The organism is Oceanobacillus limi (assembly GCF_900111445.1).
Taxonomy (GTDB): domain Bacteria; phylum Bacillota; class Bacilli; order Bacillales; family Amphibacillaceae; genus Ornithinibacillus; species Ornithinibacillus limi.
This window is the reverse complement of record NZ_FOHE01000006.1, coordinates 198,027-213,498: the sequence shown is the minus strand read 5'-3', so window position 1 is coordinate 213,498 and position 15,472 is coordinate 198,027. Positions and strand designations below refer to the sequence as shown.

Below are 15,472 nucleotides of genomic sequence, written 5' to 3'. Positions count from 1 at the left end.
TGCTTATCCTTTTTCATTAGTTCGCGTTCTTTTTCTTTCAATTGTTGTTCTAACTTTTTCAATCGTTCCTCAGCTGCAACAGGTTCATTTTCAAATTCACGATATTTCGTCATCCAATCATGCAAACAACTTAAAGGAAGCTTTAATTCAGCTGCAATCTCTCTCATTGTTTTCTTTTGCTGTTGTTCTTGCGCAAATTTAACAGTTTCTTTTTTAAATTCTTCACTATACCTTTGCCGATGTTCACCCATGGAACCCCTCCTATGATTATCATTTTAACCTAAAATGATGTTCGTTAAAGGGTATCCACTTTTTATTCTAGCTTCAATGTATCTTCTTGGCAATGTTTTTTGGCATGTGAAGTTGGAATAAGGGTGAGATCAATACGATTTCCGTCATCAAACAACATTAAATAAGCAAATCGATCCTCCTGTTCCGAAGAGTAAATAGAAAACTTATCTGGTGTTTGCATAATAATTCGATCGCCAAATACATCAACCCAATTAGGATTATTTATAAATGAAGGCATATCTCTTACAAAATATACGATATCAAAATCTTGAAATGAGTCAATTGGTGCATTCGGATTCGTTCGTGATCCATTCATAGCAACCCCACGAATTCGTTCATCTTCCTCAGCAACAGATAAAATCAATACCATCATTTCCTTCTCTTTACGCAAATGATTCCCTCCTTTCTTTACATACGAAACAAGTTAGCATTTGGTTTCTTTCTAACAGATCTTATTCACATTTTTATACTCCTAATTGATATAAATGAGTAAGAATGAGAAGGTGTTGACTAGTTACACGGTTATTATTTCGATCTTTTGTTGCAAGTTCACACTATAAACACCTCAATAAGAAACCGATGCAAGCATATTTTAATTGTTATCGATTACTACGGTGCCTTCTTCGGTGCTTCTTCGGTGCCTGGCACCTAGTGTTTATTTACTCAGTGATACATATCCATATAGTGAGGAGCGTACTAATTCTTTGTCTGTCATCAAGTACTCATGACTACGCATCATGCTAGTCTGAAGTGCTGCGGAGACAGATGATGCATCATATGCACATACCGACATTAGACCCATTTCATTAACATCATAATCTACTAACCGTTCATATTTTTCTAGTTTATTGAATATATTTTCTTGTTTCTTCCATTCAACATGCCCCCATGTGCGGACCGTATTATTGTTTAAAAATGGATCTACTAGCTCGTTAAAATGATTTAAAATGGAAAGTGTGTGGAAATTCCCGTAACATTGATAGAATGAATAATTATCAATATAATGAATTAGCTCTCTCTGCTGTCTTGAAAACAAACCGTTTAAACGATAAACGATCTTTTTAAAAATTGTAGGATTTTCTATGATAACGATATGATCCTCCTGTGCAATACCAGCTTTAATATAGGCCAGCATATTCTCTATATAATAATCTGTGTTTTCATAGATATATAAAATATGCGACGCACTGGTTATTTCTAGTTGTTCCGTTAATGGGACCATCTTTGACACGCAACCACTTCTTTCTTCTTTTAATTTTTTGCTTCTTTTCTAACGTATTACATCTTTTCTTGAATAAATAAAGAAGGGAACCGGAAAGACTGATTAAATTGATAGAACGGAGAGTCAACGATTTCAAAGTCTGTCATGAGATATGGATAGTTTCGCATCATCCGAATATGTGCAACAGCCATAACTATTGAGGCATCGTATGAACGGATAAACAGAAATTTGTTGCTACGGTATTTTGGAAGCTTTTTACTTAATACACTTTCTAACTTACTTAACCAATCGTGCTCCTTGTATTCTTGCTCATGGGACCATATTCTTATTATATTTCCCGTTTCAAATCCTTCAATTAATCGATGAAAATAATCTACAATATCTCTTGTTTCATAGTTCATAAATTCTTCTTTATTAATGAAATAAATATATTGTTCGATCTCTTTTTGCTTCACAAGCGAAACAAGCTTTTCCTTCAAGTAATTAATATTCACTACATAATCAATTATTAAACAATAATTCCCCTTCTCTATTCCAGTTAATAGAAATGAAATAGCATGTTTACTATACATATCAAAATTATTATATAAATATAAAATTTCTCCATTTCTATCACTTCTAAAAAATTGACGTACCTCACCAGTTAACGAGTCGTCTTGTTCTGCTTGTTGATTTAAATCATTATGATAAAACTTTAATGGATCAAAATCCAAAACTTTAGCAATATTCATCGCAACAGTATTGCTAGGATTGCGTTTTCCAGTCTCTATCTGTGAATAATAGCCTCGATCAATAAAAGCATAAGAAGCAACCTGCGCTTGTGTTAACTGTTTCGATTCCCGTATCCGTATTAACCATTCTCTCTTCATGAAGTCCCTCCAATCCATACAGATTATCTATAATTAGAAAATTAATTACTTTCTATTTTCATTTAACCACAAAACGATTAAACTAGTGCATGGTAAAATGTGGTCAAATTTCGAAGTGTTTAATAAAATTATAAAACGGTTAAATAAAATAATAGATTTACATTTCTTAAGTTTATCAATTTATAGTCAAACTGCGTGTGGCTAATTGCCACAATTGATGACATAGCTTCTGAACTCGATTAAAATATAATTCGGCCTTCGAAGTTTCTGAAATAGATTTAAGAGACTTTCTCAACTATTGGCCTACTAAGGAGCGAAATTCATGTTTGATAGTGAAAACAAGAAATTAATAAATCAAGTGAAAAAAAAACAAAATGAAATGATTAAAGTAGGGCTTGAAAAAGGTCTTCAACATGAGGAAACTCTTAAATTAAGTCAACAACTAGACAAATTAATTACAAAAGTACAAAAAAAATCTTTAAACTAAAAAATACTTTGGTTAATATAAAGACCTTTGGAAGTTGCAGTTAGCTCCCAAAGGTCTTTTTGATTATCCCGAATATACTCTCTCCTTTTACAAATACTAAGTTTCACGTATTTCAGCTTTTGAAAGGAGAATAAGATGAAGAAAGTTACTTCCGTTTTTTGGATTACCTTGGCACTTACATTAGCAATTTCTATTGCGGGCTCAATCGTACCAGAGAGCTTCGAACGAATATCAGCAAATTTAATGAGTTATATTTCCATACATTTCGGATGGTATTATTTATTAATTGTTACGTTGTTTGTTGTATTTTGTCTCTATTTAATCATCAGTCCTTATGGAAAAATCCGATTAGGAAAACAATCAGATCGACCAGAGTTTACCTACCCATCTTGGTTTGCGATGCTATTTAGTGCTGGTATGGGGATTGGGCTTGTATTCTATGGTGTTGCATCACCTGTTTCCCATTATCTAAATACACCACCACTCGCTGAACCTGGAACGATAGAAGCGCTGGAGGATTCCTTACGAGTAACCTTTTTCCATTACGGCATACATGCATGGGCGATTTATGCAATTATTGCCTTAATATTAGCATATTTTACATTCCGTCATGGAAAACGTGGTTTGGTTAGCGTGACTCTCGAACCACTTTTCGGAGATAGAATGGATGGTGCTTGGGGCAAGACCGTTGACATCCTTGCTGTATTTGCAACCATTGTTGGAGTAGCAACCACCTTAGGATTTGGGGCTGCACAAATAAACGGTGGTTTCACTTACTTGCTTGGTATTGGAAATTCCTTTTTTGTTCAAGTAATGATTATCCTAGTGGTCACGGTGTTATTCATGATGTCTGCTTACACTGGTTTAAGTAAAGGAATCAAATATTTAAGTAATGTTAATATGATTCTAGCTACTATACTATTCGTTGTAACGTTAATTTTAGGTCCGACACAATACATTTTAGATTCACTGACTGATTCACTAGGGGCTTATATCCAAAGCTTACCTACTGAAAGCTTACGCTTATCCCCTAATAATGCTGAGGAAAATCAATGGGTAATTGATTGGACAGTTTTTTTCTGGGCTTGGTGGATTGCTTGGGCACCCTTTGTCGGGATCTTTATCGCCCGGATATCTAGGGGAAGAACCATTCGTGAATTTTTATCTGGGGTATTAATTGTCCCATCAGTAGTTGGCTTCCTATGGTTTTCAGCCTTTGGGGTTTCTGGTATCGATGCACAGCAAAATGGAATTGATATTGCTGGCCTTCCTGATGAACAAGCACTTTTTGGATTGTTTGATTCATTTCCGTTTAGTGTTGTCCTATCGATCATAGCCATGATCTTGATCGGAACTTTCTTTATTACATCAGCTGACTCTGCAACCTTTGTTTTGGGAATGCAAACAACCAATGGGTCACTGTCCCCATCAACAAGTGTGAAATTCGTTTGGGGATTTTTTCAATCAGCAATTGCTGCAGTACTTTTATTTACAGGCGGACTCACAGCCTTACAAAATGCGTTAATTGTAGCAGCACTGCCATTTTCATTTATTATGGTAATCATGATATTCTCCTTCCACAAAGCACTACGGAACGAAAAACTAAAAGATGAAAAAAAATAATAGATGGTGCCAGGCACTTGTCGAATATTCGACAAGTGCCTGGCACCTATTTTAAAATGCCTAAGTATTCTTTCCATGGGCCGACGTCTTCGCTATATCGTTTTGCCATTACTCGTACGATTTGAGCAATATGTGTGAAGTCGTGGACAGTCCATGTAGATATTAGTTCACGTACCTTTACATCTCCCAGTGCAGGGTGTTTTCCTGTTCGCTCAAACTGTAATTCATTTTTTAACAAATGCTTGAGATTTTCTAGGTTTTCGGTTCGCTTCGTTTTGAATTCATGTAACGAGGACTCAATCGAGTAATTTAACTCCTTTTCTATATGTGCATAACGATCAAAAAAAGGAATCTCTATATTTTCTTCGTACTGAAGCATCGATTCTAACCTTGGAATCCAATTCGTTCTCTCTGCCTCCATAAGATGCTCAATTACTTGAAATACATTCCATGTTCCTTTCCCTTCATTACGGATTAACCAATCTTCAGATAAGCCAGATAGAAAATATTCTAATGTTTTCGGAGTACGTTCTAAAACTTCGACTGCTTCATTTAATTTAAAATTCATATTAATAAAGCTCCTTTAAACCTAAAAGGTATAATAGATACAATACTTTAATTAATGTATGCTCACGCACCTAGATTTATTTCGCATTTTATATCTATAATAATGATGTCAGTAGATTGCTATGGTAAAATCATGAATTCAGTTTACTACAATAGATTTTAAAAAGGAGATTTATTAATGGCAGCCAACCAACTATATCACCGTGCGCTTGGTATTTACGGTATATATTCAATACCATAAACTATTGGTCCTTCACAAAAATGGTGACCATTATAATAATCGCTAGCATCTAGCTGACGCTATGAGACGTGAGTTTCAAGAAGAAACTGGCCATGTTGTGCAAATCAACGATCATATTGGAGTTGTTGATTTTAAACTTCCCTGGAATTGGAGGGAGTTTACAAATGTACATCACATTGCTGTATTCTATTCCGTATCAAAAATAGGTGGAGAAATTGTTAAACTTAAAAAGTTTGAAGGCCAGGATTCACTTGGAGCTCAATGGGTCTCCTCGAAAGAAGTGTCAGTCGAGAATGCCTCACCACTCGTTCTTAAAGCATTTGAATGGATGGAAACAGAAAGGGTGGGGATTGAAGTTAACTATTATAATGAATGGGAAATACTAAAATAGAGAGAATCTTCAATCTTGACATTTATACATTTCCTACGCTCGATGAACAAATCGGACATTAGACTTTTAGTTGATCCGCCACTTAACATCCTTGGTTCACCTCTAAAGCTTAAAGTAAGGTTCTTATGACGCACTCATGTCGCGGTAGTGCCGACAATGCGACAGGACGTCGCGTTTATGTGGGAATTACAGTTTGATGCGGTATTAATTTTTTATCTAAAGGCCTTCCTAGCGACTTCCTTGTGATCTAGGAGTGTTCTAATAACAAAGCGCATTCCCTAATTTGAAATCACTTTTACAAACACTCCCATAACAGCTTTCTTATATGCTTTTTCTCCCATCTCACGTATCAGTCCGGAAAAATGAGAAGCAGGAATGAATTCATTGCCCTCTAAAATAGATGGATCAATTAAGCGAACTTTTGTTTTACGATGAAGGTCATAATTTTCATCTTCCTCCTCCACGACAACATCATAGTGAATTTTTTCTAGTAATTGATTAATTTCCTTGTCACCGCTAGATTGAATTTTTTTAATTACTGCTTCATCTTCATCTAAGAAATCCTCAAGACTAATAATTTTCTTATTGATGGATCGTTTCAAAACTTTAGCTAACATATCATAACCATAGATATTTAATGGATCCATAAAGAAATCGATAACCTCTTTATAATAGGTGCCCACAAACCATTCAGCTGATTTTTTACTACTCAAATACATTCTACCGTTTCTCACGTGTAGATCTTCTAAAAACTCTTGAACTTCATGTAAGGAAACCTGTCCATAATGGTACATATCTCGCAACGTATAATCAACACGGTCAGCGCATAATTCAGGTGCTTTTTGCTCAAGTATCGTCCATTGGGACTCATCCAATAATATATCTTGATAATGATATCCATATCCTTGCAAAATTATTGGTATTTCTGTAGTCGTTATTACCTTTTGGAATATTTTTTCATGATAATCTTCGTTCGTATGATCAAAAACGAAATCCACTACATGTGAAAAAGCTGTATGGGATACGTCATGCAATAACCCCGCAATTTGTTCTTCTAAAGATCCGCCGAGCATCCTAATTAATAACATGACACCAATGGAATGCTCAAAACGCGTCACATTCCACTTTTCATTCACTAAATAGCTTGCCCCACCTTGATGTACCCCCTTTAATCGCTGAACTGGCTTACTTAATACAAGCTCCTCTAAAACGCCGTCCACCCGAAATTTCCCATAAATAGGATCATCAATAACCATAGTAAAATCCCCACTTTCCGTTTTTTCATTCTGGTGCCAGGCACCTGTCGATTTCGCTAGGTGCCTGGCACCGAATTATGTCCCTTTTCTTACCATTCATATAGATGCTTTGCATTCGTATACTAAGTGATGAATCTTTTGAAGGAGGAATAATGAATGGGAGAAGTAAGTCAATTTAAAGGTGGAGAAAAAGCGCCGAATAATGGTGTATATATTGAAGTAGGTGAAACTGGCAGTGGCGTTAAAAACCCTCAGCAAGTTGAAATGCACGCGGGTGAAAAGTTCCCTGAAACAAAAAATAATGACCGTGTTTGGAAGAACAAACGTAGCCTTTCTCACCCTAGCCCACAGAATAGTAGACACACCACATAACGATTGATGATAGTGGCGGATTACAAAACCGCCACTTTTCATACAAAGGAGTTAATTGCTGATCTCCACGCTGTATAGAATTCATGAACATTTCGATACCTTTTCAAGCGTTCCCTTTCCGTTGCCTTACAAGCTACTTGATAAAGCTTCAAATTTGCTTCCCACTTCTCTTTTGATCGATCTCGCTCTCCCCCAACTAAACAAAATGCAACAGCCCCCATATTATATACGTTCGTCCTTTCATCTATGGAAGCACCAAGTTCAAATTCCTCAGGAGACATGAATCTCGATGAGCCCCACATTCGCCCCATCTTATTTTCGTACGGCTTTCTTTGATATAAATCAATGTCACAAATCAATGTCTTATTTTCTTTAAAGTTATATAAAATGCTTCCATCATAAAAATCAATAGCTACATATTTTTTTTGTTCAACAAATACATGAAATTCAAAAATATGGTTTAAGACCCCTATACGATCTTCTATTGCTAATTGTTTAAAACGATAATAAGGGGAATTAGGGTGCGTGTTCTTAATTTCCGGCGGGAAAGCCCAATGAGAATGCAGGCATTCTCCATCAAACCAGTCAAACACTAAGGCATACCCATTTTCTAGCTCAAAATTATCCGTTAACCTCACCAGATAGGGAGAAGCTAATTCCTTATAGAGTTCCACGGAATCCTTTAACCTTTTAATAGCATCATCTGGATTCCCTAGATATTCCTTTGTTTTTGCACCAGCATACTTAACAAATTTCTTTTCACCTTCAATTTCCACTCCAAAACAAATATTCCCTGAATCCTGTTCATCAAAAACAGAAAATACTTCCCCTAAATCTGCTAACCATGTAAAATCATGGGCTTCTTTTAATTGAAATACAACACTTTTAAGCTCTACTTGCACCAACTCATCCATCTTGCACCTCCACATATACTTCTCCTCTATATATTCTCCCTAACAACAAAAATACCTCTTTTTTCCGGTGCCAGGCACTTAACGAATTTTGTCGGTGCCTGGCACCATTTAAATGCAGTGTTGTAATTTAAGGATTTATTAAGGTTTGGTTTATTTTCTGTTTAGATTTGATATTTATATTATATTTAGCGTCTAAAAGAAGACGAAATTGAGTTTCAAGGGGGAACGAACATGTTTTTAGCATGGAGAGAATTACAACAAAATAAAATTCGCTACATTCTCATTTGCACGATCATTACTGCCATTTTATTTTTAGTGTTCTTTATAACTGGATTATCAAATGGACTCGGCTACGCAGATAGTGCTGCAATCAGCAATCTGAAAGCAGATTATGTAGTACTTAATAAAGAAGCTGATGGTGTTTTGATAAAATCGGAGCTATCAACCGAAGATATAAAAGAAATTGAGCAAAAAGTTAGAACCGACGTATCACCACTAACCATTACCGTTTCATCTCTAACAATGGAAAATACAAAAGATGTTGATGTGACGTATTTTACAGTAGATACTAAAAAATACGGAAATGTCTCCATAACTGAAGGGAAAAATATCCACGAGTTAGCGAATTCTGAAATTATTGCGGATGAATCATTAAAACGATTTGGATTAGAACTTAATGATACAATTATCGATTCTAGAACGGACACTGCAATGAAAATTGCAGGTTTTACAAATGACCATGTTTATTCTCACATGCCTGTAATATTCACGAGCAAAGGATTAGGGTTTCAATCCTTATACAGCTCAGAAGACACCTACTATGCAGCATTGTATCAAGGTGCTAAGGAACGCTTCACACATTTTGATGTACAATCTGTAGAAGAAACCGTCAAAACGATGCCTGGCTATTCTGAAACACAAGGATCGTTTATGGTAATGAAAATATTTTTAATCATCATATCAGTATTTGTTTCCAGTGTATTCTTTTATGTCATTACTATCCAAAAAATTCATCAATTTGGTATTTTAAAAGCAATCGGTGTGAAGACATGGGACATTGCAAAAGCCATCATAACCCAAGTAAGTATGATTACACTACTAGGGTTGTGTCTAAGTGGCATAGCATTTGTTGGGGTCGTTCAAATAATGCCAGAGGAGATGCCCATTCAACTTTCATGGCAATTGTTCATTGGTACTGGGGCCATGTTTATAGTGTTAAATACTGCCGGCGCCATGTTATCCGTATGGAAAGTAGCAAAAGTTGATGCATTGGAAGCTATGAGGAGGGCTGAATAATGAGCGATTTCGTATTACAATTAGAAAATATATCCAAAGTATTTCATGATGGTGATCACTCTATTCAAGTGTTAAAAAATATCAATTTATCTATTAAAAAAGGAGAATTTGTGGCTATCGTCGGACCTTCTGGCTCAGGAAAAAGTACGCTATTATCAATCATTGGAGCACTTTCAACTCCAACAGAAGGAATAATCCTGGTGGACAATCAGTATATTCAATCTCGTTCCAAGGAACAGCTAAATCATATTCGAGCTAATAAAATTGGCTTTGTTTTTCAATCAGCCAACTTAATTCCATATTTAAATGTTTATGACCAATTACAACTTATCAACCGACTAACAAAACGTAAAAGTACAAACCACCGTTCGAAGGAATTATTACATGACCTTGGCTTATCCCACAGGTTATCCAATTATCCAAAAGAATTATCGGGAGGCGAAAAGCAAAGAGTTGCTATAGCGCGTGCATTCACAAACAACCCTGCAATTATTCTTGCAGACGAGCCAACTGCAAGCCTAGATTCCGATCGAGGAAAACAAGTAGTTGAAATGATCGCGCAGGAAGTCAAAACTAGAAATAAAGCAGCCATCATGGTAACCCATGACGAAAGAATGTTAGACCTATGTGACAAAGTCTATCGAATGGAAGACGGTAAGCTAACTTAATAAACCAAGTGCCAGGCACCTTCCGTATTTTGGTGCATTTTGTCGAATGAGCGATCACAGCGCTACTATTGCATAATTATGCTTATAAATGTGGATAAATGCATTCATTAGCCATTTGAGGTGAATATTTGCTTATGTTACGCTTTTATAGTTGACAAATTGAAATCTACTAATTTATTCCATATTTATTAAAAAAAGTCACGATTTTGATTGTGTTTACGATCGTGATTTTTTATTTGGGGAATAATACGTAGAAAATAATTACATCAGGAGTGACTGTAAAAATGGAATTACATGCAAATCCCCAATTATTATGGTTTATTGGGATCTATGCCGTCTTAATGATAGTTATCGGTATTTATATGTCTAGAAAAGTGTCCAATAGTAAAGATTTTATCCTTGCGGGGAAGAGTTTAGGACCACTCGTATTAATGGGGACATTACTAGCTACCTGGACAGGTAGTGGAAGTATTTCAGGTGGAGAAACATCTGTAGCATACAGTTTTGGAATCATTCCATCCCTTATGTTAATGGTTCCAACATTAGTAGGTATTCTAATTTTATATGTAATCGCGCCTAAAATTAGAGCATTTGGAAAATATACAATTTCAGGTATTCTTGAAGCAAAATATGGAACCTCTGCACGAAACTTGGCAAGTGTTATCGTAATTTTAGCATATGTTGGTATTGTGTCTTATCAAATGACAGGTTTAGGATTTATTCTAAATCTAACCACTGGTATGAGTGTAGAGCTTGGAACAATCATAGCAGCAGTTTTAATTATTTTCTTAGCTATGATCGGTGGACTGCGTTCGGTTTCTCAAACCGATGCAATCAGTGGATTTTTAATGGTTGGTGGCTTAATTATTACTGTACCAATTATCATTTCTGTAGCCGGAGGATGGGATTCCGTAGTTGCTAATGTACCAGATTCCCATATGACCGCAACTGGTGGATTAACAACTGTTCAATTAATCGGTTATTTACTACCTTCCTTATTCTTATTATTAAGTGACCAAAACATGTATCAGCGTTTGGCCGCATCTAAGGGAGATAAATCTTCCAAACGAGCAGCACTTAGCTGGCTTTTCGTGATGCTCCTTATTTCACCAGCTATTTCTATTATTGCCTTTACATCTCGCTCTCTCTTCCCGGACATTGATCCAGGAATGGCATTAATGGCTACTACGCTTGCATTACCTTTAGGAGTCGGAGGAATCTTACTTGCAGCAGCAGCAGCCTTTATCATTACAACCGGGAATTCCTATTTACTTTCCGCAGCGACAAATATGACGTATGATATATATGGAAAGTATATTAATAAGGATGCATCCGATCGTAAACAATTGGTCATGACTAAAATTTTTATCGTTGTACTAGGTGCATTATCGTATTTAATAATCAGTTATTTCCCAACGGTACTAGAAGTTCAAATGTATTCTTACACCGTTTATGGTGCGGGTATTACGCCAGCAATTCTAGCGGTATTCTTCTGGAAACGTGTAACAGCAATCGGAGGTATTTCTTCGATGGTTGCCGGAGTTATTACGACATTATTCTGGGAATTAGTTTTAAATAACCCTGGCGATTTAAACAGCTCCGTTATTTCTGTTCCAGCTGCAATAGTCGTTCTTATTGTGGTATCACTCGCAACACAAAAGAAAAAATAAGGAGTGTTAAAGCATGCAAGAACGTTTAAAGACAGTAACAGCTTGGTTAAAAGAAGAAAATATTGAAGCAGTATTTTTAAACTCAACGGAAAATGTTTACTATCTATCAAACTTCTATACGGATCCACATGAACGCTTAATGGGAATTTTTGTGTTCAAACAAGCTCAGCCTCTTTTTGTTCTTCCTGCAATGGAAGTGAACCAATTAAAAGATGCAGGTTGGGAATACGAAATCATTGGATACTCCGATCATGAAAACCCATGGGATCTTATTCAAAAGGCTATTGATACTAGAAAGTTAGAAAAAGCTGAGAAAGTTGCTCTGGAGAAAGAAATTTTATCCTATGGTCGTAGCGAGGCATTTCTAAGCTTCTTCCCTAAAGCAAAAGTAATTTCTGTGGAAGATAAATTAAATCAAATGCGAGTCGTTAAGAATAAAGATGAGATTGATGTTATCAAACGAGCTACTAAAATGGCGGACTTTGGTGTACAAGTTGGTATTGACTCCCTTACTGAAGGGGTTACGGAAATGGAAGTACTCGCGAAAATAGAATTTGAACTAAAGAAAAAAGGTATTCGTGAAATGTCATTCTCCACTATGGTTTTATTCGGCGAGAAATCCGGCGATCCACATGGCAACCCTGGCGACCGTAAGTTGAAAGCTGGCGACATGGTATTATTTGATTTAGGCGTAGTTCTTGATGGCTATTGCTCCGATATCACACGAACTGTTGCATTCAAATCAATAACAGAGAAACAAAAAGAAATTTATAATACCGTCCTAAAAGCTCAGAAAGCTGCTTTACAAGCAAGCCAACCCGGTGCTCGAATCGGTGATTTAGATACTGTTGCTCGCGATATAATCACAGAAGCTGGATATGGCGACTACTTCCCGCATCGAATAGGGCATGGAATGGGAATAAATGTACATGAGTTTCCTTCGATGAGTCATCTCAATAATGGAATCCTCAAGGAAGGTATGGTATATACGATTGAACCAGGTATTTACCTTCCGGGAATAGGAGGAGTTCGTATAGAAGATGATGTTCTCATTACAGGGGATGGATTCGAAACACTTACGAAATTTCCAAAAGAACTCCAAATAATTGAATAATAGGATACGAAAAGGCCAACCTTAGGTAAGGTTGGCTTTTTTTGTTGAGATGAGTATGATCCTCAAACATTGTTTACAGCAACAATTACACTGATTTTGGATATGCTAAAAGAAAAGCACGAATGAAGAATTGAGTGGATATTTATTATGATTTTTCGGATTTTATTCATTGGAATAATATATGGGGCTATTTTATTTACGGCCTATCTATACCGAACCCCAATTGTAGATTGGTTAAATCAAGGCGGTTATGATCAACTCCCGTTTATGTTCATACTAGCCATTCTATTTAGCACCATTCCAATTGTCCCCTTTACTATCTTTGCAGGTATTATGGGAGCTAAATACGGAGTATGGATTGGAGCCTTAATCAACTGGACTGGTTCAGTTGGTGCATCCATTATCTTTTTTATCTTATCGCGATACTTTTTTGTAGAATCATTCCAGCGTTATATTGAGCGTTATGATAAAGTTCAAAAGGTTGATCAAATTGTTAGTCAAAATGCCTTTATAGCCATTTTATTTACAAGAATGATCCCCATCATTCCTACTCCCATTGTAAATATCTACTCTGGACTTAGCAAAATGCTGTTTCGTCATTATTTTGCAGCCACTGCTATTGGTCAGATCCCGGGAATGATAGTATATGCCTATCTTGGCAACAAATTATTCACATCACTAAGCGCCTTTTTCATCGGTATCCTTATTTACATCGGATTCCTACTCCTCATCATCCCAATCTACCGCCTATGGAAAAAATCTGGATAGAATTTAGGTGCCTGGCACCTGTCGAAAAACTCGACAAGTGACAGGTACCTTTTAAAATGTTTATAATGAATATGCTGAATTTTTATAAAATCATGACAGGGAGTGACGAGCATGGAAAAATTAATCCGAGTCTTACATAATGATGACTATCCCTCATTAGAAAAGATGGAAACTGGTAATGAAGATGATTACGTAAAGCGTGTTTTTCAAAGACTATCATCTGGCCAAAACAGATTATATGGCTTATTTGTAGATGGACAATTAGCTAGTTTAGGTGGTATCTCGATTTATGCGAAGCATTATGTCATGTTAGGAAGACTACGAAGTGACATACGTTTTCGGGGGAATGATTTTGCAACGGAAATCATGGCCTATATGATGAACGAATCTTTTCAAATGGAAGGGATTCACTGGATAGGAGCAAACACTCAAGAAGAGAATTTACCCGCTCGCCGTGTCATGAAGAAAATAGGCTTAGAACCTTATACAATGATTCACGGAGCGATTACGAAAGACACTTCTATGCTTGAAACAGGAGAGAAACCATGGAAAACTATCCATGATATAGAACGTAAAAAAGCATTGTTACGGGAAAATTACATCGACGCTGCTTCCATTTTTCCATATGAATGTTATTATCCTTTTCCTGCATCAGATGCATTATTTCCCGATGAGAAATTGCAGGAGTGGTCCTTTTATGAAAATGACAATAAAACAAGGTTTGTCATCACAAAAAAAGACCAAAAAAAGCATCATTATCTCCACGCAATCTATCCATGGGATGATATAACAGAACAAAATGGCCTATGGGAAACCATTTCTTTAGATTATCAGGAACTTTCCAAGCAAAATGAGGAAGAGGAAACATATATTTGGATGGACCTAACAAAGGAAGAGGCAAAAAAACTCCCAGCTAATCATTCATTTACAATCCCTTCACCCTGGATCCTGCATGGAATAACCAAAGAACAATGGCAAACAAAAATAGGTGCCAGGCACCTATCAACGATGACTAAAGGGGGATTTCTCGATGGCTAATGATGAGATGATTAAAATAGATGGGGTTCCAATCGATTATCAGTATCCTGATCTACCTACAGGCTGCGAGGCAACAGCATTATCTATTTTACTAAGATGGGCCAACGTAGATACAGATAAATTTGATGTTGCCGATAATCTACCAAAAGGAAGGGAAGTTCATGAAGTAAACGGAAAATGGTACGGTGCTAATCCGAACGAAACGTTTGTTGGTGACCCTTATTCAGATGGCTCCAGCTATGGTGTTTTTGAAAAACCCATTCTAGCTACGATAGAAAAGTATTTGCCTGGAAAAGGGGTCAATCTAACAGGAAAGAATTTCAATGACATCCTTCAAATCGTAAAAAATGGAAAACCAGTAATGACATGGACTACTCTAAAACAAAAAGATTCTTATTATGCGAAATCATGGGAGGATAACCACGGCAACATCATTGACTGGTATAACAATGAACATGCTGTCGTTATTGTTGGATATGATAGTGATTTTATTATTGTACATGACCCTGATACGGGGAAAGAAGAGCATTATCTTCGCGAAAGGTTTAAAAAAAACTGGGAATCCATGGGGAAACGGTCGGTTACACTTGATGTTTCATAAAAATGATCTTGTTCAGAAATGAAACCGGTTAGATCCTGAACCTGCTGGTTTTCGTTTCTCTGATTGATAGAGTGAATCTCCAAT

18 protein-coding genes are annotated in these 15,472 nt (G+C 36.3%); 11 read left to right on the top strand and 7 right to left on the bottom strand.

What is annotated here, in order from left to right; translation table 11 throughout:
• The 4 genes from BMX40_RS09005 to BMX40_RS08990 form a co-directional block, all read right to left on the bottom strand.
• A partial coding sequence (locus tag BMX40_RS09005) for a transposase (protein ID WP_090868992.1) occupies positions 1-251 on the bottom strand: 251 nt, incomplete at its 3' end.
• Between the two features lie 62 nt (positions 252-313).
• Positions 314-682, bottom strand: coding sequence for an aminoglycoside 6-adenylyltransferase (locus BMX40_RS09000; protein WP_090868990.1), 369 nt, complete (start codon positions 680-682; stop codon positions 314-316).
• Between the two features lie 264 nt (positions 683-946).
• Positions 947-1,513 (bottom strand): MEDS domain-containing protein, encoded by a 567-nt coding sequence (locus BMX40_RS08995; protein WP_244513458.1) that lies wholly within the window; start codon positions 1,511-1,513, stop codon positions 947-949.
• A 56-nt stretch (positions 1,514-1,569) separates the two neighbouring features.
• Positions 1,570-2,382: a helix-turn-helix domain-containing protein gene (locus tag BMX40_RS08990; RefSeq protein ID WP_090868987.1), complete on the bottom strand. Its 813-nt coding sequence runs from the start codon at positions 2,380-2,382 to the stop codon at positions 1,570-1,572.
• 322 nt (positions 2,383-2,704) lie between these two features.
• Between BMX40_RS08990 and BMX40_RS08985 the strand changes: the two genes are divergently transcribed.
• On the top strand, positions 2,705-2,869 hold the full coding sequence (locus BMX40_RS08985; protein WP_090868985.1) for an aspartyl-phosphate phosphatase Spo0E family protein: 165 nt from the start codon (positions 2,705-2,707) through the stop codon (positions 2,867-2,869).
• A 135-nt stretch (positions 2,870-3,004) separates the two neighbouring features.
• Positions 3,005-4,492, top strand: coding sequence for a BCCT family transporter (locus BMX40_RS08980; protein ID WP_090868983.1), 1,488 nt, complete (start codon positions 3,005-3,007; stop codon positions 4,490-4,492).
• Positions 4,493-4,538: 46 nt separating this feature from the next.
• Here the strand turns inward: BMX40_RS08980 and BMX40_RS08975 are convergent, their stop codons facing one another.
• Positions 4,539-5,060: a DinB family protein gene (locus BMX40_RS08975; RefSeq protein ID WP_090868980.1), complete on the bottom strand. Its 522-nt coding sequence runs from the start codon at positions 5,058-5,060 to the stop codon at positions 4,539-4,541.
• A gap of 301 nt (positions 5,061-5,361) precedes the next feature.
• Here BMX40_RS08975 and BMX40_RS08970 point away from each other — a divergent pair, with 301 nt between their 5' ends.
• Positions 5,362-5,691: an NUDIX hydrolase gene (locus BMX40_RS08970; protein ID WP_244513455.1), complete on the top strand. Its 330-nt coding sequence runs from the start codon at positions 5,362-5,364 to the stop codon at positions 5,689-5,691.
• A 278-nt stretch (positions 5,692-5,969) separates the two neighbouring features.
• Here the strand turns inward: BMX40_RS08970 and BMX40_RS08965 are convergent, their stop codons facing one another.
• Positions 5,970-6,947 carry an HD domain-containing protein gene (locus tag BMX40_RS08965; protein WP_090868978.1) on the bottom strand — a complete coding sequence of 326 codons (978 nt, stop codon included), beginning with the start codon at positions 6,945-6,947 and terminating at the stop codon, positions 5,970-5,972.
• Between the two features lie 156 nt (positions 6,948-7,103).
• Here BMX40_RS08965 and BMX40_RS08960 point away from each other — a divergent pair, with 156 nt between their 5' ends.
• A complete protein-coding gene (locus BMX40_RS08960) occupies positions 7,104-7,319 on the top strand; it encodes a YjzC family protein (protein WP_090868976.1) in 216 nt (71 codons plus the stop codon).
• A 38-nt stretch (positions 7,320-7,357) separates the two neighbouring features.
• Here the strand turns inward: BMX40_RS08960 and BMX40_RS08955 are convergent, their stop codons facing one another.
• Complete coding sequence (locus tag BMX40_RS08955; protein ID WP_090868974.1) at positions 7,358-8,233, bottom strand: serine/threonine-protein kinase; 876 nt, start codon at positions 8,231-8,233, stop codon at positions 7,358-7,360.
• A gap of 231 nt (positions 8,234-8,464) precedes the next feature.
• Here BMX40_RS08955 and BMX40_RS08950 point away from each other — a divergent pair, with 231 nt between their 5' ends.
• From BMX40_RS08950 to BMX40_RS08920, 7 genes are all read left to right on the top strand, one after another.
• Positions 8,465-9,529 carry an ABC transporter permease gene (locus BMX40_RS08950; RefSeq protein ID WP_090868972.1) on the top strand — a complete coding sequence of 355 codons (1,065 nt, stop codon included), beginning with the start codon at positions 8,465-8,467 and terminating at the stop codon, positions 9,527-9,529.
• Entirely contained in the window at positions 9,529-10,197 is a 669-nt protein-coding gene (locus BMX40_RS08945) for an ABC transporter ATP-binding protein (RefSeq protein ID WP_090868970.1), read from the top strand. The genes BMX40_RS08950 and BMX40_RS08945 overlap by 1 nt, the downstream gene beginning before the upstream one ends.
• A 284-nt stretch (positions 10,198-10,481) precedes the next feature.
• A complete protein-coding gene (locus BMX40_RS08940) occupies positions 10,482-11,867 on the top strand; it encodes a sodium:solute symporter family protein (RefSeq protein ID WP_090868968.1) in 1,386 nt (461 codons plus the stop codon).
• A gap of 13 nt (positions 11,868-11,880) precedes the next feature.
• A complete protein-coding gene (locus tag BMX40_RS08935) occupies positions 11,881-12,981 on the top strand; it encodes a M24 family metallopeptidase (protein WP_090868965.1) in 1,101 nt (366 codons plus the stop codon).
• A gap of 147 nt (positions 12,982-13,128) precedes the next feature.
• Positions 13,129-13,749, top strand: coding sequence for a TVP38/TMEM64 family protein (locus tag BMX40_RS08930; protein ID WP_244513454.1), 621 nt, complete (start codon positions 13,129-13,131; stop codon positions 13,747-13,749).
• A 111-nt stretch (positions 13,750-13,860) separates the two neighbouring features.
• Complete coding sequence (locus BMX40_RS08925) at positions 13,861-14,787, top strand: GNAT family N-acetyltransferase (RefSeq protein WP_090868963.1); 927 nt, start codon at positions 13,861-13,863, stop codon at positions 14,785-14,787.
• On the top strand, positions 14,780-15,388 hold the full coding sequence (locus tag BMX40_RS08920; protein ID WP_090868961.1) for a C39 family peptidase: 609 nt from the start codon (positions 14,780-14,782) through the stop codon (positions 15,386-15,388). The genes BMX40_RS08925 and BMX40_RS08920 overlap by 8 nt, the downstream gene beginning before the upstream one ends.
• Positions 15,389-15,472: the final 84 nt, after the last annotated feature.

Excerpts from the sequence above, each read along its gene's own strand:
- BMX40_RS08995 (WP_244513458.1), bottom strand. The coding sequence starts at position 1,513 with ATGGTCCCATTAACGGAACAACTAGAAATAACCAGTGCGTCGCATATT.
- BMX40_RS08990 (WP_090868987.1), bottom strand. The coding sequence starts at position 2,382 with ATGAAGAGAGAATGGTTAATACGGATACGGGAATCGAAACAGTTAACA.
- BMX40_RS08985 (WP_090868985.1), top strand. The coding sequence starts at position 2,705 with ATGTTTGATAGTGAAAACAAGAAATTAATAAATCAAGTGAAAAAAAAA.
- BMX40_RS08980 (WP_090868983.1), top strand. The coding sequence starts at position 3,005 with ATGAAGAAAGTTACTTCCGTTTTTTGGATTACCTTGGCACTTACATTA.
- BMX40_RS08975 (WP_090868980.1), bottom strand. The coding sequence starts at position 5,060 with ATGAATTTTAAATTAAATGAAGCAGTCGAAGTTTTAGAACGTACTCCG.
- BMX40_RS08970 (WP_244513455.1), top strand. The coding sequence starts at position 5,362 with ATGAGACGTGAGTTTCAAGAAGAAACTGGCCATGTTGTGCAAATCAAC.
- BMX40_RS08965 (WP_090868978.1), bottom strand. The coding sequence starts at position 6,947 with ATGGTTATTGATGATCCTATTTATGGGAAATTTCGGGTGGACGGCGTT.
- BMX40_RS08960 (WP_090868976.1), top strand. The coding sequence starts at position 7,104 with ATGGGAGAAGTAAGTCAATTTAAAGGTGGAGAAAAAGCGCCGAATAAT.
- BMX40_RS08955 (WP_090868974.1), bottom strand. The coding sequence starts at position 8,233 with ATGGATGAGTTGGTGCAAGTAGAGCTTAAAAGTGTTGTATTTCAATTA.
- BMX40_RS08950 (WP_090868972.1), top strand. The coding sequence starts at position 8,465 with ATGTTTTTAGCATGGAGAGAATTACAACAAAATAAAATTCGCTACATT.
- BMX40_RS08945 (WP_090868970.1), top strand. The coding sequence starts at position 9,529 with ATGAGCGATTTCGTATTACAATTAGAAAATATATCCAAAGTATTTCAT.
- BMX40_RS08940 (WP_090868968.1), top strand. The coding sequence starts at position 10,482 with ATGGAATTACATGCAAATCCCCAATTATTATGGTTTATTGGGATCTAT.
- BMX40_RS08935 (WP_090868965.1), top strand. The coding sequence starts at position 11,881 with ATGCAAGAACGTTTAAAGACAGTAACAGCTTGGTTAAAAGAAGAAAAT.
- BMX40_RS08930 (WP_244513454.1), top strand. The coding sequence starts at position 13,129 with ATGATTTTTCGGATTTTATTCATTGGAATAATATATGGGGCTATTTTA.
- BMX40_RS08925 (WP_090868963.1), top strand. The coding sequence starts at position 13,861 with ATGGAAAAATTAATCCGAGTCTTACATAATGATGACTATCCCTCATTA.
- BMX40_RS08920 (WP_090868961.1), top strand. The coding sequence starts at position 14,780 with ATGGCTAATGATGAGATGATTAAAATAGATGGGGTTCCAATCGATTAT.